Source organism: Asticcacaulis sp. W401b (assembly GCF_046503825.1).
Taxonomy (GTDB): domain Bacteria; phylum Pseudomonadota; class Alphaproteobacteria; order Caulobacterales; family Caulobacteraceae; genus Asticcacaulis.
Map to the genome: position 1 here is coordinate 25201 of NZ_JBKFEE010000013.1, position 23043 is coordinate 48243.

The 23043-nt window shown below is 61.6% G+C and carries 19 protein-coding genes; 16 read left to right on the forward strand and 3 right to left on the reverse strand.

All coding sequences use genetic code 11. The annotated features are described in order from the left end of the window. The first annotated feature begins 28 nt into the window (after window positions 1-28). The gene (locus ACK8OE_RS17325; RefSeq protein WP_410273608.1) at window positions 29-2212 is read left to right on the forward strand and encodes a TonB-dependent receptor; all 2184 of its coding nucleotides are present in this window, start codon (window positions 29-31) and stop codon (window positions 2210-2212) included. A gap of 110 nt (window positions 2213-2322) precedes the next feature. Further along, window positions 2323-3918, forward strand: coding sequence for an FMN-binding glutamate synthase family protein (locus tag ACK8OE_RS17330; protein WP_410273638.1), 1596 nt, complete (start codon window positions 2323-2325; stop codon window positions 3916-3918). Window positions 3919-3977: 59 nt separating this feature from the next. On the opposite strand, the gene ACK8OE_RS17335 is transcribed toward ACK8OE_RS17330, so the two are convergent. From ACK8OE_RS17335 to ACK8OE_RS17345, 3 genes are all read right to left on the reverse strand, one after another. Further along, window positions 3978-4628 carry a hypothetical protein gene (locus ACK8OE_RS17335; protein ID WP_410273609.1) on the reverse strand — a complete coding sequence of 217 codons (651 nt, stop codon included), beginning with the start codon at window positions 4626-4628 and terminating at the stop codon, window positions 3978-3980. Between the two features lie 133 nt (window positions 4629-4761). After that, window positions 4762-6597, reverse strand: a complete 1836-nt coding sequence (typA, locus tag ACK8OE_RS17340; protein WP_126420263.1) for a translational GTPase TypA — start codon at window positions 6595-6597, stop codon at window positions 4762-4764. Between the two features lie 290 nt (window positions 6598-6887). Further along, window positions 6888-9359 carry a prolyl oligopeptidase family serine peptidase gene (locus tag ACK8OE_RS17345; protein WP_410273610.1) on the reverse strand — a complete coding sequence of 824 codons (2472 nt, stop codon included), beginning with the start codon at window positions 9357-9359 and terminating at the stop codon, window positions 6888-6890. Window positions 9360-9564: 205 nt separating this feature from the next. Between ACK8OE_RS17345 and ACK8OE_RS17350 the strand changes: the two genes are divergently transcribed. From ACK8OE_RS17350 to ACK8OE_RS17415, 14 genes are all read left to right on the forward strand, one after another. Beyond that, window positions 9565-10374 carry a TonB family protein gene (locus tag ACK8OE_RS17350; protein WP_410273611.1) on the forward strand — a complete coding sequence of 270 codons (810 nt, stop codon included), beginning with the start codon at window positions 9565-9567 and terminating at the stop codon, window positions 10372-10374. Continuing rightward, window positions 10375-11298, forward strand: a complete 924-nt coding sequence (locus ACK8OE_RS17355; protein ID WP_410273612.1) for a DUF4198 domain-containing protein — start codon at window positions 10375-10377, stop codon at window positions 11296-11298. It abuts the gene before it with no gap. A gap of 313 nt (window positions 11299-11611) precedes the next feature. Further along, complete coding sequence (locus tag ACK8OE_RS17360) at window positions 11612-12079, forward strand: TonB-dependent receptor plug domain-containing protein (RefSeq protein ID WP_410273613.1); 468 nt, start codon at window positions 11612-11614, stop codon at window positions 12077-12079. Between the two features lie 133 nt (window positions 12080-12212). Further along, complete coding sequence (locus tag ACK8OE_RS17365) at window positions 12213-13850, forward strand: TonB-dependent receptor domain-containing protein (RefSeq protein WP_410273614.1); 1638 nt, start codon at window positions 12213-12215, stop codon at window positions 13848-13850. Window positions 13851-13966: 116 nt separating this feature from the next. After that, entirely contained in the window at window positions 13967-14647 is a 681-nt protein-coding gene (locus ACK8OE_RS17370; RefSeq protein WP_410273615.1) for a Fe2+-dependent dioxygenase, read from the forward strand. Next, entirely contained in the window at window positions 14647-15744 is a 1098-nt protein-coding gene (locus ACK8OE_RS17375) for an alpha-hydroxy acid oxidase (RefSeq protein ID WP_410273639.1), read from the forward strand. The genes ACK8OE_RS17370 and ACK8OE_RS17375 overlap by 1 nt, the downstream gene beginning before the upstream one ends. Before the next feature lie 73 nt (window positions 15745-15817). After that, window positions 15818-16438: a PepSY-associated TM helix domain-containing protein gene (locus tag ACK8OE_RS17380; RefSeq protein ID WP_410273616.1), complete on the forward strand. Its 621-nt coding sequence runs from the start codon at window positions 15818-15820 to the stop codon at window positions 16436-16438. Window positions 16439-16446: 8 nt separating this feature from the next. Then, window positions 16447-16953 (forward strand): DUF2271 domain-containing protein, encoded by a 507-nt coding sequence (locus ACK8OE_RS17385; protein ID WP_410273617.1) that lies wholly within the window; start codon window positions 16447-16449, stop codon window positions 16951-16953. Window positions 16954-17094: 141 nt separating this feature from the next. Further along, on the forward strand, window positions 17095-18096 hold the full coding sequence (locus ACK8OE_RS17390) for an FAD:protein FMN transferase (RefSeq protein WP_410273618.1): 1002 nt from the start codon (window positions 17095-17097) through the stop codon (window positions 18094-18096). Next, window positions 18093-19406 carry an NADPH cytochrome P450 oxidoreductase family protein gene (locus tag ACK8OE_RS17395; protein WP_410273619.1) on the forward strand — a complete coding sequence of 438 codons (1314 nt, stop codon included), beginning with the start codon at window positions 18093-18095 and terminating at the stop codon, window positions 19404-19406. Before ACK8OE_RS17390 ends, ACK8OE_RS17395 begins: the two co-directional genes overlap by 4 nt. A gap of 268 nt (window positions 19407-19674) precedes the next feature. Beyond that, window positions 19675-20073, forward strand: a complete 399-nt coding sequence (locus ACK8OE_RS17400) for a hypothetical protein (protein WP_410273620.1) — start codon at window positions 19675-19677, stop codon at window positions 20071-20073. Between the two features lie 31 nt (window positions 20074-20104). Beyond that, window positions 20105-21625: a cryptochrome/photolyase family protein gene (locus ACK8OE_RS17405; protein WP_410273621.1), complete on the forward strand. Its 1521-nt coding sequence runs from the start codon at window positions 20105-20107 to the stop codon at window positions 21623-21625. Further along, a complete protein-coding gene (locus tag ACK8OE_RS17410; protein WP_290795748.1) occupies window positions 21625-21777 on the forward strand; it encodes a DUF2256 domain-containing protein in 153 nt (50 codons plus the stop codon). Before ACK8OE_RS17405 ends, ACK8OE_RS17410 begins: the two co-directional genes overlap by 1 nt. Before the next feature lie 14 nt (window positions 21778-21791). After that, entirely contained in the window at window positions 21792-22967 is a 1176-nt protein-coding gene (locus ACK8OE_RS17415; protein ID WP_410273622.1) for an aminotransferase, read from the forward strand. Window positions 22968-23043: the final 76 nt, after the last annotated feature.

Genomic DNA, 23043 nt, shown 5'->3' on the forward strand with positions numbered 1-23043 from the left:
GTCCGCTTATTCACGCCATGGTTTTCCCATGGTCGCTTTACTGTTTGCCGCTCAGTTCGCTTTGCCGACGACGGGGCATACCCAGAACGCGACCAAAGCGACAGAGGCGAAAAAGGCGGAAACGCCTAAGACCCCGGAAGGTGATGATAAAGCCGCTACGACCGTTACGGTTCAGGGCAAGAAGCGCGTGGACCCAACGGGTAAGGAGGTCTATGACGTTTCGAAGGACCCGGCGGCCGCCACAGGAACAGCGGCCGAGGCCCTGAACAAGGTACCCGGTGTGTCCGTCGATGCGCAGGGCGATGTCAGTGTGCGCGGTCAGATCGCGCGGGTTTATCTGAACGGTCGTCCATCGCTGATGCTGTCCGGAGATAATCGCGCTGTGGCACTGCGCGCCATGCCGTCGGCCTATATCTCCAGCATCGAAGTCATCTCCAATCCCGGCGCGCAATACTCTTCCAGCGGCTCGGGGCCGATTGTTAATATCGTCACCAAACGCAATCTGCCGCCGGGCTTGTTTGGGTCCGTGTCTGCGCAGGTCGCTTCGCGCGGTGGCGGTAACGCCTACACCTATCTCAGCTACACGCAGGGTCAGCTGAATATAAGTGGCTTTGCGGCGGTGTTTGACGGACGTTCCGAAAGTGATTTCGATAGCGCCTCCACCGCCTTTGATGCGTCGGGCAGCGCAATCCGTGAGGCGCGATCCGAGGGTACCGTCACAGGTCGATACCGCATAGGCTCGCTGACGACGAATCTGCAATACGACCTGAGCGACAATGATGTTCTGACCGGCGGGCTCAGCTACACCCAGGTGAAGGTGAATAGCGACTTTGCAGGCTATACCGCCTCCCGTGGGGCCGACGGTGCTTTGAGCGATGTTTTTCGCTCGCAAAGCGACGGGCGCACCCCTAACGACAACGGCAGTCTGAGCTTTGGTTACACCCACTACGGACAAAAGCCGGATCAGTCTTTCAAGCTCGACCTGACGGTCTCGCAATCGAACCGGGACACGCCTTCGCTCACTCGCTTAGACTATGAACGCGCTTCGGTAAGCACCAACACCGGCACACGCTATACCCGGCGCGATGGGGGTTCCAATACCCGCACCGCCATGCTGTCCGCCGCGTACAACACCACCTTTGACCGCGTTCAGGTCAGCGTCGGTGCACAATTCGATACGGAAACCAGCAAAACCGAGACCCTGTCCTATGGTCCGGCGGGCTCCGTCGCGGATTTGCAGCTTGATGCCCTTTTAAGTAATCGCTTCCGCTATGAGCAACAGTCGGCGGCGGTATATGCAACGGCGCAGTGGGAACTGACGCCCAAATGGACACTGCTGGCCGGTCTGCGGGCCGAAACCCTTGAGCTTTCGACCGAAGCGCCGGGAACGACGCTTGAAAATCATATCGACTACACCCGCTTAAACCCCAGCCTGTTTGCCACCTATGCCTTTTCCCCCAAACGCCGTCTGCGCTTCAGCTATACCCACAAGCAGCAACGACCACAGCCTGTCGATCTCAACCCCGGTCTGGTGTTTAGTTCTGCGACTGCCGTCACCATCGGGAATGCGGCCCTTGGGCCCGAAGAGGCCGACAATCTGGAAGTCACTTACGAGGTTAACCGGCCGCATTCGGACTATAGAATAACGGGCTTTTATCGGTTCAAGGACAAAACGCTCGTCACTTCAAGCCGCGTCATTGCCGATCCGCAGAACCTTGGCAATTTCGTCACCGAGACAACGCGAAAGAATGCGGGCCAGGAACGCAATTACGGCCTGACGGCGACCTATAGTCAGCGATGGAACAACACGCTTACTGTGAACTTCGACACGACGGTGACCTTTGTGGACATTGATGTGCCGGAACTGTCGATCAGTCGTTCGGATACAGCCCTTAGTGGCGGTGTGTCGCTCAACTATACGCTCAAGACGGGCTCTCTGTCGCTGAATTACAAGCTGAACGGGCGACGCTACACGACGCAGGGGTATCGCGGCGCCAATGGTTACGGGATGATTGACTATCGTCGCAATCTGATGCCGAAGCTGTCGCTGGTGATCACGGTGCAGGAACCGCTGCCCCTGACGAAGATCGAAACGGTTACCGAGACGAATCGCTTCCGTAGCGTGTCTGCCAGCGAAAATCGCACACCGACCATAATGATTGGCCTCAGCCGGCAGTTGGGTGGTTTCAGTTCCGTACCCAAAAAGCCCTGATGCGGTTTAACAGCACCGTTCAGAAAACCGTCGCAAGCGCTTGATAATGTCAGCTATATGACTAATCGGGCGGGGCGGCGGTGATATCGAGATTTTTTATCCTTCAGGGTGTGTGGTTGCTGACGCTCGCCTGCGCGGTGGCGGGCTATTTTGTTGATCAGCATCTGTGGTGGGGTTTGCTCCTCCTTACGCCGTTGAGCCTGATCGGTTTGCGCGACCTGACCCAGACCTCACACGCCATCCTGCGCAACTATCCGATCATCGGGCATTTTCGCTTTATCCTTGAGGCGGTGCGGCCGGAAATCCGCCAGTACCTGATCGAGGACGACCGCGACCCGGTGCCCTTCACCCGCGAACAGCGCGCGCTGGTCTATCGCCGCGCCAAGAATGTGTCGGACAAGCTGCCCTTCGGCACCATTCGTGACGTCAATGCCGTGGGTTACGGCTGGATATCGCATTCGATGCGCCCGTCCAAAATCGCCTCCAGCGACTTTCGCCTCAGCATAGGCGGGCGCGATTGTCAGAAGCCCTATTTCGCTTCGGTGCTGAATGTTTCGGGCACCAGCTTCGGGGCCGTGTCGGCCAATGCCATCATGGCCTTCAACAAAGGGGCGAAGCTGGGCGGCTTTGCCCACAATACCGGCGAAGGGGCCATTTCCAAATATCACCGCAAATATGGCGGGGACCTGATCTGGCAGATCGCCTCCGGCTATTTCGGCTGTCGCACGCCGGAGGGCCAGTTCGATCCACAGGCCTTTGCGCGCACGGCGGCGCTTGATCAGGTGAAGATGATCGAACTGAAACTCAGTCAGGGGGCCAAGCCGGGACACGGTGGCGTTCTACCGCGCGCCAAGATTACTGGCGAAATCGCCCGCACTCGCCTGATCGACCGGACACGCGATTGCGTGTCGCCCGCCGCCCACCCTGCCTTTTCGACGCCGCGCGAAATGATGAGCTTTATCGCCGAACTGCGTCGCCTATCGGGCGGCAAACCTGTGGGTTTGAAACTGGCGATCGGCCACCGGGCCGAGTTTCTGGCGCTGGTCAAGGCCATGCTGGCCACCGGCATCACGCCGGACTATATCGTGGTCGATGGGGGCGAAGGCGGCACAGGCGCGGCACCGGTCGAACTGTCCAACCACGTCGGTCTGCCTTTGTTCGAAGGGTTGAGCTTTGTGCACAATGCGCTGGTGGGGGCCGGGCTGCGCGGTCATATCCGCATCGGCGCCTCGGGCAAGGTCGTCTCGGCCTTTGACTTTTGCCGCGTGCATGCGCTGGGGGCCGATTTCGTGATGGCGGCGCGCGCCTTCATGTTCGCTGCCGGCTGTATTCAGGCCCGTGCCTGCCATACCAACCACTGCCCAACCGGCGTGACGACTCAGGCCTGGTGGCGCAGACGCGCGCTTGTGGTCAGGGACAAGGCCCCGCGTGTCGAACACTATCATCGCAATACGCTGAAAGCCTTATCCGAAATGCTGGCGGCGGCGGGCCTCAACCACCCGCGTGACCTCAAGCCGTGGCACCTGCACGTGCGCGCCGCCAATGGTGAGGTTGTGCGTGGCGATGTCGCCTATCCGCACGTCGAACCGGGCGCCATTCTCAACGGCACAGCGCGCGAAGGACTGATGAAGCAGTGGCACCGCGCCCAGATCGACACCTTCGAACCGCTGGACGAGGCCATTGTCGAGCAAATGTTGAAGGCCTAGGGCAAGACAGGGGGGCAAGACAGGGGGGGGCAAGGCCCCCTTGACCCCAATACTTTAAGTCAGCTTACCCAGGACATTGCGCAGGTGCCCTCACGCCGCCATTGACCTGAAAAGCGGTTATAGGTGCATATATAACCGGAACCTGCTTCGACTTCATGCCCATAGGCAATGACGGCGCGCGTACGAAACAGGCTGTATTGGGGTCGTGAGACGTAGGTATGGCGATAGGCGAAGGCAAAGACGTCGGCCGATACACGGCGTTCGTCAAGGCTATAGTAGTTCATAATAAAATATCCGCCTTCGGGCTCGTGTTTGGTATAATGCTTGAGTCCATATTTTGAAAAAGGACAGTTCATCTGACCCTTGACGTTCAGATAGACTTCGCCATCGCTTTCAGCCTTGGCCTCGTCGCGCAGCACTGTGGCCATCAGCGCGCAGTCTTCATCGGGTATGTTTTGAGGAAAGATGAGGTCGAAACCGTTTCCGGGGGCATATTCCGACAGGTTGGCCTCGCACTCAGTACGCTCTTCTTTCCCGATGCTATCCCCGCAGGCGTATTCCACATAGGGTTTGGGCAAGGTCAACGCCCGCCACTTCGCTTCATCGGCCGGGCGCAAGCGGGCGCTATCAGGTACGTAATAAAGTCCGATGACAACAAAACCGGCAATCACCCCCAAACTTAAAACCACCGATACCCAAAAGCGACGCATGTGAACTCCCCCCATCATAACTTAGCGCCGATAAGTTATCAGGAACGATAAAAAACGCAATCGCAAAGCGCAGGCACCTTTGATGAGCCTTTGCCCACAAACAAAAACGGCCCCGTTTCCGGGGCCGTTTGTTTTAATCTTCCTTGGCGCGCTTCTTACGGAACGAGGGGTTCAGTTCCTTCTTGCGCAGGCGGATGTTGAGCGGGGTCACTTCGACCAGTTCATCGTCTTCGATATAGGCGATGGCCTGTTCCAGAGTCGGGCGACGCGGCGGGGTGAGGCGGATGGCTTCATCCTTGCCCGACGCGCGGACGTTGGTCAGTTGCTTGGCCTTCATCGGGTTGACGTCGAGGTCGTCGGCGCGCGAATTTTCGCCGATGATCATGCCCATATAGGTCTTTTCGCCGGCACCTACGAACATGACGCCGCGCTCTTCGAGGTTCCACAGAGCGTAGGCCGCCGTTTCACCGTCCGAGTTCGACACCAGCACGCCCTTGCGCTGCTGCTCGATGGGGCCCTTATAGGCTTCGTAGTGCGAGAAGACGCGGTTGAGCACGCCCGAACCGCGCGTGTCGGTCAGGAATTCGCCCTGATAACCGATCAGCGAGCGCGACGGCGACTTGAGCTGGATGCGCGTCTTGCCCGCGCCCGACGGGGCCATGTCCTTCAGTTCAGCCTTACGCGCCGACAGCTTTTCGATGACGACGCCGGTGAACTCTTCATCGACGTCGATCATCACGTCTTCGATGGGCTCCATGCGCTCACCGGTTTCCGGATCGGTCTGATAGACCACGCGCGGACGCGAAATGGCGACTTCGAAGCCTTCGCGGCGCATGTTTTCGATCAGCACGCCCAGTTGCAGTTCGCCGCGACCGGCGACTTCGAAGGCGTCCTTTTCACCCGACTCGGTGACGCGGATGGCGACGTTGGATTCAGCTTCCTTCAGCAGGCGGTCGCGGATCACGCGCGACTGCACCTTGGAGCCTTCACGACCGGCCAGCGGCGAGTCGTTGACCGACACGGTCATCGAGATGGTCGGCGGGTCGATCGGCTGCGCCGGCAGGGCGGTGTCGAGCGACATATCGCACAGCGTGTCGGCAACCGTGGCCTTCGACAGTCCGGCGATGGCGACGATGTCACCGGCTTCCGAACCTTCGTCCAGCGGCTGACGCTTCAGTCCGCGGAAGGCCAGCACCTTGGTGATGCGGCCGCGCTCGATTTCCTGACCGTCGCGATTCAGCGCCTTGATGGCCAGACCGGGGGTGGCCTTACCCTGCGCGATACGGCCCGTCAGGATGCGGCCCAGGAACGGATCGGATTCGATCAGCACGGCCAGCATCTGGAACGGTTCATTGACCTTTGCCTGCACGGCGGGCGGCGGCACGTGATCGACGATCAGGTCGAACAGCGGCGCGAGGTTGTCGGACGGCACATTGAGGTCCAGCGTCGCCCAGCCCGAACGGCCCGACGCATAGATGTGCGGGAAGTCGAGTTGCTCATCCGTCGCGCCCATGGCGGCGAACAGGTCGAAGGCTTCGTTGTGCACGCGGTCCGGATCGGCGTGGGCGCGATCGACCTTGTTGATGCACAGGATGGGACGCAGACCCAGCTTCAGCGCCTTACCCAGCACGAACTTGGTTTGCGGCATGACGCCTTCTTCGGCGTCCACGAGGATGACGCAGCCGTCCACCATGCCCAGAATACGCTCAACCTCGCCGCCGAAGTCGGCGTGGCCCGGCGTGTCGATGATGTTGATGCGGGTTTCGCCGGCCTTACCGTTCCACAAGACCGAGGTACACTTGGCGAGGATGGTGATGCCGCGCTCGCGCTCCTGATCGTTGGAGTCCATGGCGCGCTCAACCGTGGCTTCGTTGGCGCGGAACACGCCCGACTGAGCCAGGAGGGCGTCCACGAGCGTCGTCTTGCCGTGGTCAACGTGGGCGATAATGGCGATATTGCGAAGATTCATAAAAGACTCTGATCTTTCCTCGGCCCATATCGGGAGAGGATGGCGCGCCGATATATAAACCGGGGGCCGGGTGGGGGGCTTTTCCGCACGCCTCCGTCAGGTGCCGGAGGCGCTTGCCAACCCATAAAAAAGCCTCTCGCAGACATATGTGAGAGGCCAAACCGGTTCGGCGCGCGTGATTTGGCGCGGTCTATAACCGAATCTGCGTCAAAGCGCCACCCCGAACCGTGGATTATTTTTGCGGATGCGAAGTACGGAGCGCCTCTTACCGGAGGCGCTCCGTACTTCGCTTACTTCGCGGCCGGTTTTTCTGCCCGCGGCGGGGCGTTCTTGACATAGGTATCCAGCCAGCGCGTCATTTCCCACAGCGTATGCAGGTTGGACTCGCGCGCCCGGTAGCCATGCGCCTCATTGGGCAGGACCACGTAGCGCACATTGGCCCCGGCGCCTTTCAGGGCGGCGTAGAAGCGCTCGCTCTGGATGGGGAAGGTGCCGGAATTGTCGTCCGCTTCGCCGTGGATCAGCAGGATCGGGTCCTTGATGTTACGCACATAGGTGAAGGGGCTCATCTTGGTGTAGGTGTCGGTCGCCTCCCAGTAGGTGCGCTGTTCCGACTGGAAACCAAACGGCGTAAGGGTGCGGTTATAGGCCCCTGAGCGCGCGATCCCAGCGCGGAACAGGTCGGTGTGCGCCAGCAGGTTGGCGGTCATGAAGGCCCCATAGCTGTGGCCGCCCACGGCAATGCGGTTACGGTCGGCGACGCCCAGAGCGACGACGGCATCGACCGCGGCCTTGGCGCTGGCGGTCAGTTGCTCGACATAGGTGTCGTTCGGTTCGGCCCCGTCCTTACCAATGATCGGCATGGACGGCCCGTCCAGCACGGCATAGCCCTGGGTCAGCAGGAACAGGTGGCTGGCCCCGCCCGGACGGACGAAACGATTGCCGCTATCGACCGTCTGGCTGGCGACCGAGGCGTCGGTGAACTCTTCCGGATAGGCCCACATGAACAGGGGCAGGGGACCGTCCTTGGCCTTATCGTAACCGGCGGGCAGGTAGAGGGTGCCCGACAGCTTGACGCCATCGGCGCGCGTATAGGTCAGGGTCTGTTTGGTGACGCCTGCAAATTGCGGCGCGCGGTCCGGGAATTGCGTCAGGGCGCGGGTCTTTGAGCTTGTGCCCACCGGACGGATGAAGTAGTTGGGGGCGTCGTCCTTGCTTTCGCGGCGGGTGATGACCGACTTGCCCGCCAGATCGGCCAACGCCACCGGCGCTTCATAATAGGGGGCTTCGGCCTGCCACAGGCGGGTGACCTTGCCGTCGCTCAGGGACATCTTGCCCACAAAGGGGAATTCGCCCCTGGCCGAGGCGCCGGCCCCCATCACGAAGACCGACTTGCCGTCCGGGGTGAAGTGCAGCACCTCTTCGCCCTCGGCGGTGAGGCGCGACACGGCGTTGCCCGGATCATTGTAGCGGTCCTGATAGTTGCGCTCCAGCAGTACGCGGCCGCTGCCGGGCCGGGAGGGATCGAGCGCGATGCGCTTTTCCTTGCGCGTGTCGAACCAGCGGCTGGTGACCAGCGCGAAATCGGCGCGGCCCCAGTCGAGCCCGGCATAGCGCTGATCAAGGTCGATCAGCTTTTGCGGCGTGCCATCGAACGGCGCGTTGAGCGTAAACAGGGTGTCGCGGACGGCCGCCTTGGCTTTCGGATCGCCGCCGTCCTGTGCTTCGGCCCACACCAGCGTGGCCGGGGCATCGGCGCGCCACGAGACGGAGCGTGGCCCGGTGGGTACGGCGTCGAAGGCCGCGGGGAGATTGTCCGTTAACGGACGATCAGCCAGAAGCTTGACCGGTTTGCCATCCAAAGTACTCACCGCGATTTCGGTCGGGAAACGCCCGGCGGGGACAAGATAGCTGTAGGGACGCTTCAGGCGGCTGGTCAGCAGGTATTTGCCGTCCGGCGAAACGGACATCGAGGTATAGAGACCCGGCGTGCCGATCGGCGTGATCGCCCCGTCGCTCAGGGAAACGCGCGTGATCTGGGACGTGAAATAATAGTCGAACAGGGCCTCGTCATAGGCATTGGCCAGCAGGTCCTGATAGGTGCGGATGGCGGCGGTGCGTCCCTTCGATTCCTGAATAACGGGGCCGGACGGCGTGGTGTCCTTCACCGGGGCGGCGCCGCGTCCGGCGGGAACGGCCGAGACGAGAACCCCCGAACCGTCAGACAGCCAGTCGAAACCGGCGCCGAAGGCCGCATTGACGATGCCGCCGGTCAGCTTTTTGGCCGTAGCCGTTTTGACGTCGGCGACCCACAGTTCAAGACCACCGCTGGCATCGACCAGAAAGCCCAGCTTCGTACCGTCCGGTGACCAGCGCGGCGACAGGAAGCGCGTCCCGGCGGGCAAGGCAACCGGACGCACGGCCCCCGTGGCCACGTCTTCAAAGGCCAGACTGTTCAGCCAGGCAGCGCGGGCTTCGATAGGGCCATTATTGCGCGGATTGATGCGATAGCCGCCCAGACGCAGGATCGGTTCCGACACGGCGGCGATGGAGGGCAGGTTCTCACGACCGATCTGCGCCATGGTGCGGCGTTCGGGGCTGACCATGACGCCGGGGGTCGGCGGGGCATCGAGTATCTGCGCAATCGGTGCCGGAGGTAACTGATAGCCTGTGGCCGGTGCGGCCCAGACCGGAGTCAGGCTGGCGGCGGCAATAAAGGCGGTGACGGCGGCCGCAGTGGCGCGCAGATGGCTGAGTCTCATGGCATGGCCCCTTTTGATTAGGGCGACAGTCTTACGTTGGTCACAAATGTAATCAAGGGGCGGATACACATATCACCACAGGGGTGCGACGATTTATCATAATGAGAATTGTTTTCAATGCGCTTGCGAATGAGTTGCAGGAGTGCTAGTCAGCCCTATCATCCGGATCGTTGGGGTCCGGTTCGTTGTCACTGGCTTTTGACGCATGACCGCTCAGAGTATCCTCACCGACGCAAACGGCACAACGCGCAGCGAACGTAGCGTGTCTGCCCCTGTGAAGCGTCGCAAGGGCACAGGCGGCGGGGCATCGGTGGCCATCGGTGTGTCCTTGGCGGTCCATGCCGCTCTGGCCGCCTATATCGTCAGTACACAGTTTAGTCTGACGACCCCGGAGGTCGAGGAAACCGCGCCCGTGGTCGTTGAGATGGTGCCGATTGAAACGCGCCGCGCACCGCCTAAGCCCGTGATCACGCCCGATACGCCCAAACCCGAAACGCCTGTGGTTGAGCACAAGCCGATGCTTCAGCCGCGCGAAACCCCGGCCCCCGTGGTGGCTCAGGTCGCGCCGCTGGATATGGCCCCCGTGAAGGCCCCGCCGGTGCAGGCACCGGTAGCAGCTCCCGTTGTGGCCAAGCCCGCTCCGGCGGCGGCGCAACCGCGCAATGAATTTGTGGGTGTCGATGTCGAGTCGGCACTCAACAGCAATCCGCCGCCCGCCTATCCCCCGCAAGCCAAGGCGCGGCGCGAGGAGGGGACGGTGCAGCTACGCCTTCAGGTGCGCCCCGACGGCAGCGTCGGTGAGGTACAGGTGCAGGCGTCCAGTGGCTCCATGCGACTGGATCGCGCCGCCATAGACTCCGTCAAGCGCTGGAAGTTCCGGCCCGCGACGCGCGGCGGTCAGGCGGTCGAATCCTGGGCTACCGTCCCCATTACCTTTGGCCTCAGACGCGGCGACCGCCGACGGGGCCATGATCACAATTCTCTCGCATCAGAACAGACTTCCGGAGACTCCTAAATGACCCTGATTCAGCGCTTTCTGACCGGCACCGCCGCGCTGGGCCTTCTGGCGGCGGCCCCGGCGGCTCTGGCCCACAGCCAGTGGCTGCTGCCCTCGGCGACGCAGGTCGAAGCCTCGACCAATCCGCAGCGCCCGACCTATGTGACGGTGGATGCCGCCTCGTCTAACGGCCTGTTCTACGCCGACCATAACGCCATGCGCCTGACCAATCTTCAGATCAGCGCGCCGGACGGTTCGCCGGTCGAAGCCGAAAACGCCTCAACGGGCAAGCTGCGCTCGACCTTTGACGTCAAGCTGGCGACCGAAGGCACCTATCGCATCGCTTCGGTCAATCGCATGGTGATGGCCACATGGAAGGCGGGCGAAGAAACCAAGAGCTTCCGTGGTTCCGAAGACGACTTCGCCAAGCAGGTGCCGGCCAATGCGCCGGAGCTTAAGGTCAGCCGCAATTTCGGGCGGGTCGAAACCTTCGTGACGTCGGGAAAACCGTCTGAAATCAAGCCGGTGGGGCAGGGACTTGAACTGTTCCCGCTGCAACCGACGACCGATCTGGTGGTGGGTGAAACGGCAAAGTTCCGTGTACTGATGGATGGCAAGCCGATGCCCGGCCTAAAGGTCAAGGTGGTGCCGGGCGGCGTGCGTTTCCGTGGCGAACTTGACGAGCAGACGGTGACCGCTGATGCCGAAGGTACGATTGCCGTCAACTGGAAGTTCGGTGGTCAGTACTATCTGAACACCTCTTATCCGCCGCGTCCCGAAGCCGACGACGACCATGGTCCGCAGGGCGGTCCGCAAGCGGGTCAGCAGGCCGGTGCTCAGCCCGGCCCTCAGGGCGCCCGCCCGCAGGGGCAACCGGTGCAACGTGACATGCCGCCGGTGCGCTCGTCATACGCCGTGACGCTGGAAGTTCTGCCTTTCTAAGGTTTGTCAGAGGGTACCATATGCCTTACCCGCTCCGGCGGGAACGGGGGGCGGCGTTGCGGGTGTGGGACCACGGCGTCGGCCCCCGGTCATTTCTGCGGCGCTGCTTGTTGAATTTGCGACACACTTGCAAAAAACGACGTCATACGGTGGAAAAGGGTCATTTTGCGGTTGCAATAAAGCCGAAGTGCGGTATTTGCACCTGACAATTATTCGCAATTCCACCGAGAATGCTCGCAGGCCGGTCTGCCGGTCACCCTCCCTCGGCGTCAGACGGAAACCGCGACGCCTTTTTTCAAAGATGTTGATGCACATGTCTCACATTCGCAATCGCAAGCACGCTTCCAACCGTTATCTGACCGCCGCCCTCATGGCCGCAGCGGCGGTTCCAGCGCTTTCCGCAACGGCTCTGGCGCAGGACAAGAAGCTGGAAGGCGTCACCGTTACCGCCGATGACAACAGCTATAAGGCCGACGTGGTGTCGTCGCCCAAGCAGACCCAGGCCCTGATTGACACGCCGCAGACCGTAAGCGTCATCAAGAAGGAAGTCCTTCAGCAGCAACAGGCCGCGTCCTTGATGGAAGCCCTGCGCAATGTGCCGGGGATCACGGTCCAGATGGGCGAAAACGGCAATACCTCAGCCGGTGATACCTTCCAGATGCGCGGTTTCGACGCTTCGACCTCGGTTCTGGTCGATGGGGTGCGCGATATGAGTTCGGCGTCGCGCGATACCTTCAATCTGGAGCAGGTCGAAGTGATCCGGGGGGGCCGGCGGTGCTGATATCGGTCGCGGGGCCTCTTCGGGCTATATCAATCTGGTCTCCAAGCACCCGACGCTTGAGGCGGCGGCTTCCGGTACACTGGCGGCCTATAGTCAGGGTGGGGCGCGCGCCACGGTCGATGTCAACCGCGCTGTGGGTAAGACCAGCGGTCTGCGTCTCAACCTGATGGCCGATGACGTGAATGCCGTGGGCCGCGACGAGGTGAAGAAGTCGGGCTATGCCGTTGCGGCGGCCTATGGCATCGGCATCGGTACGCCGACGCGCCTCTATGGCTTTGCGCAAGTGTCAAAGGGCGACAATGTGCCTGACGGCGGCATCCCTTCGGTCGGTTATCCGGGGTTCTACAACGCTACGCCGACCATTCAGGCCGCTCCGCGTGTCGATTCGGAAAATTACTACGGCTCGGTGCGCGATTACGAAGACACGGAATCTTCGCAATTCACCGTGAAGTTCGAGCACGACTTTGAGTCCGGCGTCTATATGACCAATACGACGCGCCTTAGCCGTACCTCGCTCGATCGTGTCCTGACCGGAGTGAGCACGGGTAATGCCGGGATCACCGCGACCAATCTCAATGATCGTTCGACCTGGATCGTCAACCGTTCGCGTCAGCACGTGGTCAAGGATAATGACGCCCTGATCAATGCGACCAACTTTACGGCTTCGGCGACCACGGGTGCCTTCACGCACGATCTGTCCTACGGTCTGGAGTTTTCGACGGAAAAAGTCGCCGTTTATGGCGTCAACGCCGTGACCCTGACCACCGCCCAGCAGGCCAATCTGTACAATCCGAACCCCAATGTCGATCTGCCGGTCAATGGGCTCAACGGCACACGCGCCTTCGTTAAGCTGAATGTGGGTTCGGCCTATCTGTTCGACACTATCCATTTCGGTGAAAAGTGGCTGTTCAATGCCGGGGTACGCGTCGATAGCTACGGCATCACGACCACAACGGCGACCAATAGCCGTATCGAGGGCGACGGCACCCTGACCAGCTATAAGGCGGGTCTGGTCTATAAGCCGGTCGAAACGGCCAGCCTGTATGTGGCCTATGCCAATTCCAAAACGCCTCCGGGCACGGTCAATCTGGGCGCTTCGACCACCACGGTTGGCGGTAGTGAAACCTCGACCAATATCAACAACCCGAATGTTGATCCGACTGAGACGCGCAACCTCGAAGCGGGGGTCAAGTGGGACGTGTTGTCGGGCCGGGTGTCGCTGACCGCCGCCTATTACTCGACCGAGCATCTGAACGAGTTCGTCGAAGACCCCTTCAACACGGGCTTTGGTGAAAACTTCGGCAAGCGCACGGTCAAGGGTTTCGATCTGGGCGTGGTCGGCAAGATCACCGACAAGTGGAACCTTACCGCCGGTATCCAGACTATGGATACCGAGGTCGAAAGAGGTACGACGGGCGCGAACGCCACGGGGGCGGTGACCCGCTGGTCGCCGGAACTGGCGGCCACGGTCTGGACCACCTACGAAGTCTCGCCGAAGCTGACCCTGGGCGGCGGGGCGCGCTATACCGGTGAGCAGGTGCGCGCCAATACGCCAGGCGTCGATCTGGCGACCCAGAACGTGCCGTTCATCCCGGAATACTGGGTGGTCGATGCCTATGGTTCGTATAAGCTGACGGACAAGGTGTCGGTGCAACTGAACGTCTATAACCTGCTGGATGAAGACTATATCGCCACGCTGAACAATGGCGGTTCGCGTCTGATCCCCGGTGCGCCGCGTTCGGCCACCGTCACCCTGAACTACCAGTTCTAAAAAAGGCGGGGCTGCGTCACTGTTTCGCAGACGCGGCCCTTTCCACCTTCTATCAATCGCTTCATGATCTTCTGGCTCCGACCTTCCGGTCGGGGCCATGTTTATATGAGTTCGCCATGCTGCTGCATCTGCCCGAAGTCCTGAGCCGCGAAGAGGTGGCCGAGATACGCGCCGCACTCGCTGAGGCGCGCTGGGCCGATGGCGCGGCTTCGGCCGGGCCGCAGGCACAGAAGGTCAAGCAAAACAAGCAACTGCCCGCCGATGCACCTGAGGCGCGGATACTGGGGGAACGCATAGAGGCGGCGCTGCGCCGTCATCCCCTGTTTCAGTCGGCCGCTCTGCCGCATGTTGTCCTGACGCCGCGCTTTAACGCTTACGAAGGCGGCGGGCACTACGGCAACCATGTGGACAGCGCCCTGCATCACGATCCGTTCAAGGGCCTCACGGCGCGCACCGACGTTTCGACCACGGTCTTTCTCAATGATCCGGAAGCGTATGAGGGCGGCGAACTGATCGTCGAAGACACCTACGGCGCGCATGAGGTCAAGCTGAACGCCGGGGACGCCATCCTCTATCCGTCCACCTCGCTCCACCGCGTCGAACCGGTCACCCGCGGCGTGCGGCTGGCCGCCTTCCTGTGGACGCAAAGTCTGGTGAAGGACAGCGAGCAACGGCGGATGCTGTTTGAACTCGACATGACCATTCTGCGCCTGCGCAGCCAACTGGGCGACAGCGAAGAGGTGGTGAGTCTCACCGCCCACTATCACAACCTTCTGCGGCAATGGGCGCAGATGTGATGTCAGCCAAGGCGCCCCTGACGGTCATTCCCCCCGATATAGTCGCGGTCTCAGACTATGAGGCCTATGCGCGCGAGCGGCTGAGCGATATGGCCTGGGCCTATCTTCAGGCGGGGGCCGGGGATGAGCACACGGTCCGCCGTAACCTTGAAGCCTTCTCCGAAATTCTGCTGAAAGGGCGGGTACTGGGGTCGGTGGCCGGCGGTCACACGCGACTGAACCTCTTCGGCCATGTCTATGAACATCCGATCTTTTTAGCCCCCGTGGCCTATCAGAAGCTGTTCCATACCGACGGCGAGCGTGCCACGGCTTTGGGCGCAGCGGTGACCCAGACTCTGATGGTGCTCTCGACCCTATCGACCCTCGCGCTCGAAGACGTGGCGCAGGCCGAAACCGCGCCGCCGCTGTGGTTTCAGCTTTATCTTCAGGCCGATCACGGCGTATCGCTCGACCTGATTCACCGGGCCGAACGCGAAGGCTATCGCGCGCTGGTAATCACGGTCGATGCGGCCATGGCCGGGGTGCGTAATCGCGAACAACGCGCGGGGTTCCGCCTGCCGCCGCACCTGTCGGCGGTCAATCTGCCGTCTCAGTTGTCTGCACCTGTCGCGGCGCCGGGGCAAAGCCGCGTCTTCGACGGTCTGATGAAGACGGCCCCCGGTTGGGACGACATCGAATGGGTACTGTCCGAAGCGCGCTTGCCGGTCATCCTCAAGGGCATTATGGCCCCGGAAGACGCCGACCACGCCTGCCACATGGGGGTGCATGGGCTGATCGTCTCCAATCACGGCGGCCGGGTGCTCGATACCCTGCCGGCGGCCATCGAAGCCTTGCCCGCCGTTGCGGCGGCTGTGGCGGGGCGGGTGCCGATCCTGCTCGATGGCGGTATCCGGCGCGGCAGCGATGTGTTCAAGGCGCTGGCTTTAGGGGCGTCGGCAGTGCTGATCGGGCGTCCTTACGTGCAGGCTCTGGCCGCCGCCGGGCCTCTGGGTGTGGCCCATGCGATACGCACGCTAAGGGAAGAACTGGAAGTGGTCATGGCCCTGTCGGGAACGCCGACCTTGGACCGTATAAGAGCTGAACATCTGTCTATTTAAGATGTTTTGCTGCCTTGCAAAAAGCGGGACGCCTTGATAATGAGAATGATTATTAAATAGAGCCCCAAGCCTGATGACGACCTCGTTCAAACCGACACCCTCCTTCTGGCGCAATCAGTTACGCCAATGGCACTGGATATCCTCGGCCCTCTGTCTGGTCGGCATGATCCTGTTTTCGGTCAGCGGCTTTACGCTCAATCACGCCAGCCTCATCGAGGCCAAGCCGCAGGTCACCAACTGGGAAAAGGACCTGAGCGCGCAGACCCTGGCCCTGCTGCCGAAGGCGCAGGACAAGGCGCGCCTGCCGAACGATCTGGCCAGGGCGCTCAAGGCGGATACCGGCATTGACGTCTCAAAAGTCCTGCCCGAAGTCTCTGATAGCGAACTCTATTTTGCCATGCCGGGACCGGGCTTTGACGAATGGATGAGCGTCGAGCGCGATACGGGCTATGTGACCTACGAAAAGAGCCATCGCGGCTTTATTGCGGTGCTCAATGACCTGCATAAGGGGCGCAATGCCGGTCCGGCCTGGAGCCTGTTTATCGACATCATCGCCATTGCCTCGGTCATCTTCTGCGTCACCGGTCTGGGCCTTCTGTGGATCTATGCGCGGGGGCGGCGCATCACCTGGCCGCTGGTCGGTCTGGGCACCATCGTGCCCTTCATCCTCTTCCTTCTGTTTATTCATGCGTGAGGTTTATCATGTTCGCTAAAGCCGCCATCTGGACGACGGTCCTCAGCGCCGGTGCGGTCGGTGCCGCTCAGGCCGGGACCGTAACCGTCGATGTCGAAGTGCCGCGTCTCAATGTCGCCGAATACCATAAGCCCTATGTGGCGGCGTGGATCGAGGACGGCGCGGGCGCGCACAAATCGAACCTGTTTATCTGGTATCAGGTGGGCAAGGGCGACAAGTGGCTGAAGGACCTGCGGACCTGGTGGCGTAAGTCGGGCCGCGACCTCAGCGCGTCTGAGGTCAGCGGTCTGTCGTCGGCCACCAAGGCCCCAGGCCGTCAGACGGCGAAGATCGACACCTCGGCTTTGAAGGGCCTGACGCCCGGTGACTACGTGCTGAATGTCGAAGCGTCGCGCGAAGGCGGCGGCCGCGAAGTGGTCAAGGCGCCGTTCAAGTGGGACGGCAAGAAGGCCGTGGCGGCTTCGACCAAAGGCACGACCGAACTGGGTGCCGTGGCGTTCGCCATCAAGCCGTAAGAAAATCCCTCTCCTGATTTCGGTCGAAATAGTGACAAAGGCGGTGGGGGCAAAGCTCGGCCATTAACCCCACCGTCATTCTCGCCTGGGGCTCGAATGCCACCTCCCCTAAAATTAGGGGAGGGGCTTAAGCTAAGTGTAATGACCCAAACTGACACTTTACCAAACCGGCGCGTTCTGGTTCCGGCGCGGATCACGCCGCCGGAAGATGTATCGGCGTGCCTGCCGTGCGAAGTGTCAGGGAAGGCCTTTGCCACAACGTGGCAGGTGCGGCTGTTCAGCGACGGGCCGGTGGATCGGCAGGGCCTTTGCCATCGGATTCAGGCTATTCTCGACCGCATTGATGCCGAAATGTCGCCCTATCGCGCTGATTCCGACCTGACGCGCTTCAATGAGGCCAAGGCAAGGGCGTTTGTACCCCTGCCGCCTATGCTGATGCAGGTTATCGCCCACGCGCTTGATATGGCGCGTTTGACCGGGGGGGGCTTCGATCCGGCCCTGCTGGAAGCCGTTGAACTGTGGGGTTTCGGCGCGAAGATCGTGCCCGAAGGCCTGCCGACACCGCAAGCGCGCGCCGCGCTGAAACAGCGTCAGGACTGGCGCGCGCTTGACTGGCGGCCGGACGGGCTAATTAAACCCGAAGGTCTCAAACTCGATCTGTGTGGCATCGCCAAAGGCTTTGCCGTCGATGCCGTGACCGACAGGCTCAAGGCGACGCCGGGGGTACATTCGGCACTGATCGAGATTGGTGGCGAATTGAAAGCGTTCGGCATCCGGTCCGAAGGTCAGCCGTGGTGGATTGAGATTGACCGCGCCGATAACGGCTTCAATACCGAAACCCTTGTGGCGCTCTGCGATCTGGCCGTGGCCACCACGGGTGACAGCCAACGCTATTTTATCCATGACGGCGTGCGCCTGTCGCACACGATCGACGCCGCCAGCGCCGCTCCGGTGCAGAGCGGTATCCGTCAGGTCAGCGTCTTTGATGCGCAGTGCTGGCGCGCCGATGCGCTGGCCACCGCTCTGATGGTGATGGGCGAACAGCGTGCCATGTCTTTTGCACAAACCCATGCTATCCCTTGTCTGATGGGGCTGAGCGACGGGCGTGAGGTGCTGAGCCCTGCCCTTGAGGACTGGCTATGATCGACTTCGTTACCACTGATCCGCTGCGCGTGGGACTGGCCGCCGGGGCCGGCCTGTTGTGGATGCTGATGAGCGGCGTCATGCTGACGCGCGGTCGCACCCGTGCGTCGGCCGTGGCCGTCGATGCCCTGATCCTCTCGGCCTCGCAGACCGGGCAGGCCGAAGAACTGGCGCGCCATACGCACAAGGCGCTGAGCACGGGCGGTCTGACCACGCGCCTGATGTCGCTGGGCAAGGCAACGGTCGAAGACCTGCAACAGGCCAAACTGGTGCTCGTCGTGGCCTCGACCACCGGTGTCGGGGATGCCCCGGACGACGGCGCGGCCTTTGAGCGCGCACTTATGTCTGCGCGTCCCGACCTGTCGGCCCAAAGCTTTGCCGTACTGGCCCTGGGCGACCGCAGCTACGAAGACTTCTGCGCCTTTGGCCATCGCGTGCACGACTGGTTTACCGCCTGCGGCGCGACGGCCAAAAAACCGATCACCGAGGTCGATGATCTCGATGCAACGGCCCTGAAACAGTGGGAGTCCTACCTCAAGGAATGGGGTGGCGCGGCGATGCAAGCGGATAATCCCTTCGCCCTGACGCCCCTGATCGCGCGCGGACGGCTCAATCCCCACAGCGCGGCGGCGGGGCTTTTTGCCATCGACCTGGCCATTCCGGAAGGCGCGACGTGGGTGGCCGGCGATCTGGCCGAAGTTCTGACGCCGTCCGGGCATCGTCGCGACTATTCCATCGCCTCCCTGCCCGAAGAGGGGCGGGTGCGCCTGTTTGTGCGCGAAGTCATCAAGGCTGACGGCTCACGCGGCGAAGGCTCCGGACTGCTGACGACGCTTCCCTTGGGCGAAAGCGTGCCGCTGCGGCTGAAGACCCATAAGGGCTTCCAGGCCCCGTCGGGCAACGGTCCAGTGCTGCTGATCGCCGCCGGGTCGGGTCTGGCCGGACTGCGGCCGCATCTGCTGGAATTGGCCGGGCGTGGGCGGGCGTGCTGGCTGATCTATGGCGAGCGCCATCCGTTGCACGATGGGCGTCTGTCTGATGAGATGCGCGGCTGGCAACACGGCGGGCGTCTCCGCAGGCTGGATCTGGCTTTTTCGCGTCCTGACGATGGCGTGAAAACCTATGTGCAGGACGTGATAGCCCAACAGGCCCCGGCCATCCGCGACTGGCTGGGGCAGGGCGGCAGCGTGCTGGTCTGCGGCGGGTTGGATATGGGGCGCGGAGTCGATGCGGCTCTGAAAGAGGCGCTCGGCCCGGACTGGCTGCAAGCGGCGCTCAGCGATGGGCGTTATCGCCGCGACCTGTATTGATCCAAAAAAGAACCCGCCTCAGGCAGAGGCGGGTTTGAGTGCACCGAGGATAATTGAGCGACAAGACGTCCCTCAGAAAGCGCCGGAAGGGGAGGCTGTCCGGTCCCGAACGCTTGAGACTATCTAGCCCTGATTGCGTGCATTCGTCAATGAGAATTATTCGCATTATTGGCCTTGCCGGTTTCCGTTCACGGAAATGCGAATAGGTGTTGCGGCGATTTCGGTTACACTTGCAAGCGGTGACAACAACTGCGAGGGTACAAACCGCATGAAGTCAATGGCTGTCCTGCTGGGAGGTTTCTGTCTGGTGTTTGCAGCCGGACAGGCAGTGGCGCAGCCGTGCGAGCGGACGATTACGCTCGATATCCGCACCATAGACTACAAATCCAAACCCTATGATCCGATGCTCAAACCTCTGCTCGACAAGGTCGATCCGGACACTGGCCGCATCGAACTGACCTTTGCCTCGGTACGGGTGCACCCGGAAATCGTCGATCTTCAGGCCGCCGGTCTCAAATATGTGCAGTCAAAGATCACGCTTCAGGGCTACGACCCCGCTCTGATCCAGCGTCAGGAGGTCATGCTGCCGCGCAGTTTTGCCGGCAAGGATGAGCTTTATCGCCTGATCGTCACCTACGGCCCTAAAGAACACGCGCCCGCTTGCTGAACCGTCACCGGTTGCGGGTCGTATTGGCCACATGGGTACACTCAGGCTTGTTCTTGCGGATCAGTTGTCGGCGCGGCTCGACATCCGGACTCGCGCCGATAAGGAAACCGACGTTTTTCTGATGGCGGAGGTGGCCGAAGAGGCCAGCTATGTCCGACACCACGTCAAGAAAATAGCCTTCCTGTTTTCATCCATGCGCCACTATGCTGAGGCCTTGCAACAGGCCGGCTATCGCGTGCGCTATGTACGGTTTGATGATCCGGACAATACCCACAGCCTGAAGGGCGAGATCGAACGCGCCCGCACGGAACTGAACCTGTCTAAGGTGCAGGTGACCGAGCCCGGCGAATGGCGGCTGAAGCAGGTCTTTGCAGCCATGGACGAGGTCACCCTGCTCGAAGACAGCCGTTTTCTTTGTCCGCCGCAGTGGTTTTCACGCTGGGCCGAAGGGCGCAAACAACTGCGTATGGAGTATTTCTACCGCGAAATGCGCCGCGCCCACGGCATACTGATGGACGATGGCAAGCCGTGCGGTGGCGAATGGAATTACGACGCCGAAAACCGCGCGCCGCCGCGCGACGGTCTGGTCATTCCGCGCCGCCTCAGCTTCCGCAAGGATGCCATCACGCGCGAGGTGCTCGATCTGGTCGCCAGAGCCTTCCCTGACAATCCCGGTCAACTGGAGCCCTTCCATTTCGCGGTCACGCGTTCGCAGGCGCTGAAAGAACTCGATCACTTTGTGGCGCACATCCTGCCGCAGTTTGGCACCTGGCAGGACGCCATGCTGGGGCGCGAGCCCTATATGTATCATTCGCTGCTCTCGGCCTATATCAATGCTGGTCTTCTCTATCCGCTGGAAGTCTGTCAGGCCGCTGAGCGCGCCTATCGCGAAGACGGTGCGCCGCTAAATGCCGTCGAAGGCTTTATCCGTCAGGTGCTGGGCTGGCGTGAATATGTGCGCGGCCTTTACTGGCATTCCATGCCGGACTATGGGGCGATGAATGCGCTGGACGCCCACGAAGACCTGCCGTGGTTCTACTGGTCCGGCGACACGCAGATGAACTGCGTGCGAACGGCGGTGGCGCATACGCTGGAGCACGCCTATTCGCACCATATCCAGCGGCTGATGATTACTGGCAATTTCGCCCTGCTGGCCGGAATTGATCCAAAACAGGTGCACGAATGGTATCTGGCCGTCTATGCCGACGCCTATGAGTGGGTGGAACTGCCTAATACGCTCGGCATGGCGTTGCACGCCGACGGCGGGATTATGGCCTCAAAGCCCTACGCGGCGTCGGGCGCCTATATCAACCGCATGAGCGACTATTGCAAAGACTGTCACTATCGGGTCGATGTGCCGGTCGGTGAAAAAGCCTGTCCATTCAACGCCCTGTACTGGGATTTTATGGCACGTCACGAACAGCGTTTCCGCAAAAATCCGCGCCTGTCCTACGTCTATGCCAACTGGGCGCGCATGGGTGACGACAAGCAAAAAGCATTGCGCGCCCAAGCACAAGCCCACCTTCAGGCCATGCGCGAAGGCCGCCTGTGATGCCACGCGGGGTAAAGAAATCCGACCTGCCGCAAAAGACCTGTCAGGGGTGCGGCCTGCCGTTCACCTGGCGCAAGAAGTGGGAAAAGGTGTGGGCAGAGGTGCGCTATTGCTCGGACCGCTGCCGTCGGGCTAAAAAGAGCGCCCGATAACCGGAACCGCCCTCATGACCCTGCCGCCGCTCAATCCGGTCTATGCCGGAATTGGCACGACCATCTTCACCACCATGTCGGCGCTGGCGGCGGAGACCGGTGCTATCAATCTGGGGCAGGGCTTTCCCGAAACAGACGGCTTCCCGGAGGTGCGTGAGGCCGCCGCCCGCGCCCTGATCGACGGTTCAAACCAGTATGCGCCAATGAAGGGGCAGGCCGCGTTGCTGGAGGCGGTGGCGGGGTTTTATAGCCGCACGCAGGGCCTCAGCCTTGATCCGGCAAAAAATGTGCTGATCACCTCCGGCGCGACCGAAGCGCTGGCGGCTTCGGTGTTCTCGCTGATTTCTCCGGGCGATGAGGTGATTGTTTTTGAGCCCCATTACGACGCCTATGCGCCCCTGATCGAACGCGCCGGGGGCGTGGTGGTGCGTGTGCGCCTCAGCCCGCCCGACTGGCGCTTTACCGAGGCGCAACTGACCGAAGCCTTCTCACCGCGCACGCGCATGGTGATGGTCACCACGCCCAACAATCCGACCACCCGCCTTATGTCGCCCGAAGACTGGGCGCTGCTGGGGCGGTTCTGCATCGCGCATCAGGCCTATGTGGTGTCGGACGAGGTTTGGGAGCAGGTGGTGTTCGACGGCGCAGCCCACCACGGCGTGCTGAACGTCCCCGGACTGGAGACTTTGGGGGTCAAAATCGGCTCGGCGGGCAAACTGTTTGCCCTGACTGGCTGGAAGGTCGGCTTTGTCTGCGCCCATGACCGCCTGATCAGCCAGATGGCGAAGGCGCATCAGTTTTTGACCTTCGCCACGCCGCCCATGCTGCAATCGGCCGTCGCCTTTGGTCTGGGGTTGCCCAATAGCCGCTTTGCCGAAGAGGTGGCCGCCCTTCAGCGGTCGCGCGACCGCCTGCGCGCCGGGCTTGAGGCCGTAGGCTTCCGCACCCTGCCGTCCGAAGGCACCTATTTCCTCAATATCGACTTGCCGGGGTCGGGTGTGGCTCTGGACGGGCAGTCTTTTGCCCTGCGCGCCGTAAAAGAAGCCGGTGTGGCAACTATCCCGCTGGATGCCTTCTGCGCGCCCGGTGGCGAGGGCCTGCCGGTCGTCCGGCTGTGCTTTGCCAAGAGCGATGCGACGCTGGATCGTGGCATTGAACGCCTCAGCGCCGTGCGGCAGTTGTTGAGCTGAGATTGCCTCTTTTCCCGTGTGAGAAATGCGCTAATCTGTGATCACAGTTTTAGCGCGTATCGGGTCCTAAAACCGG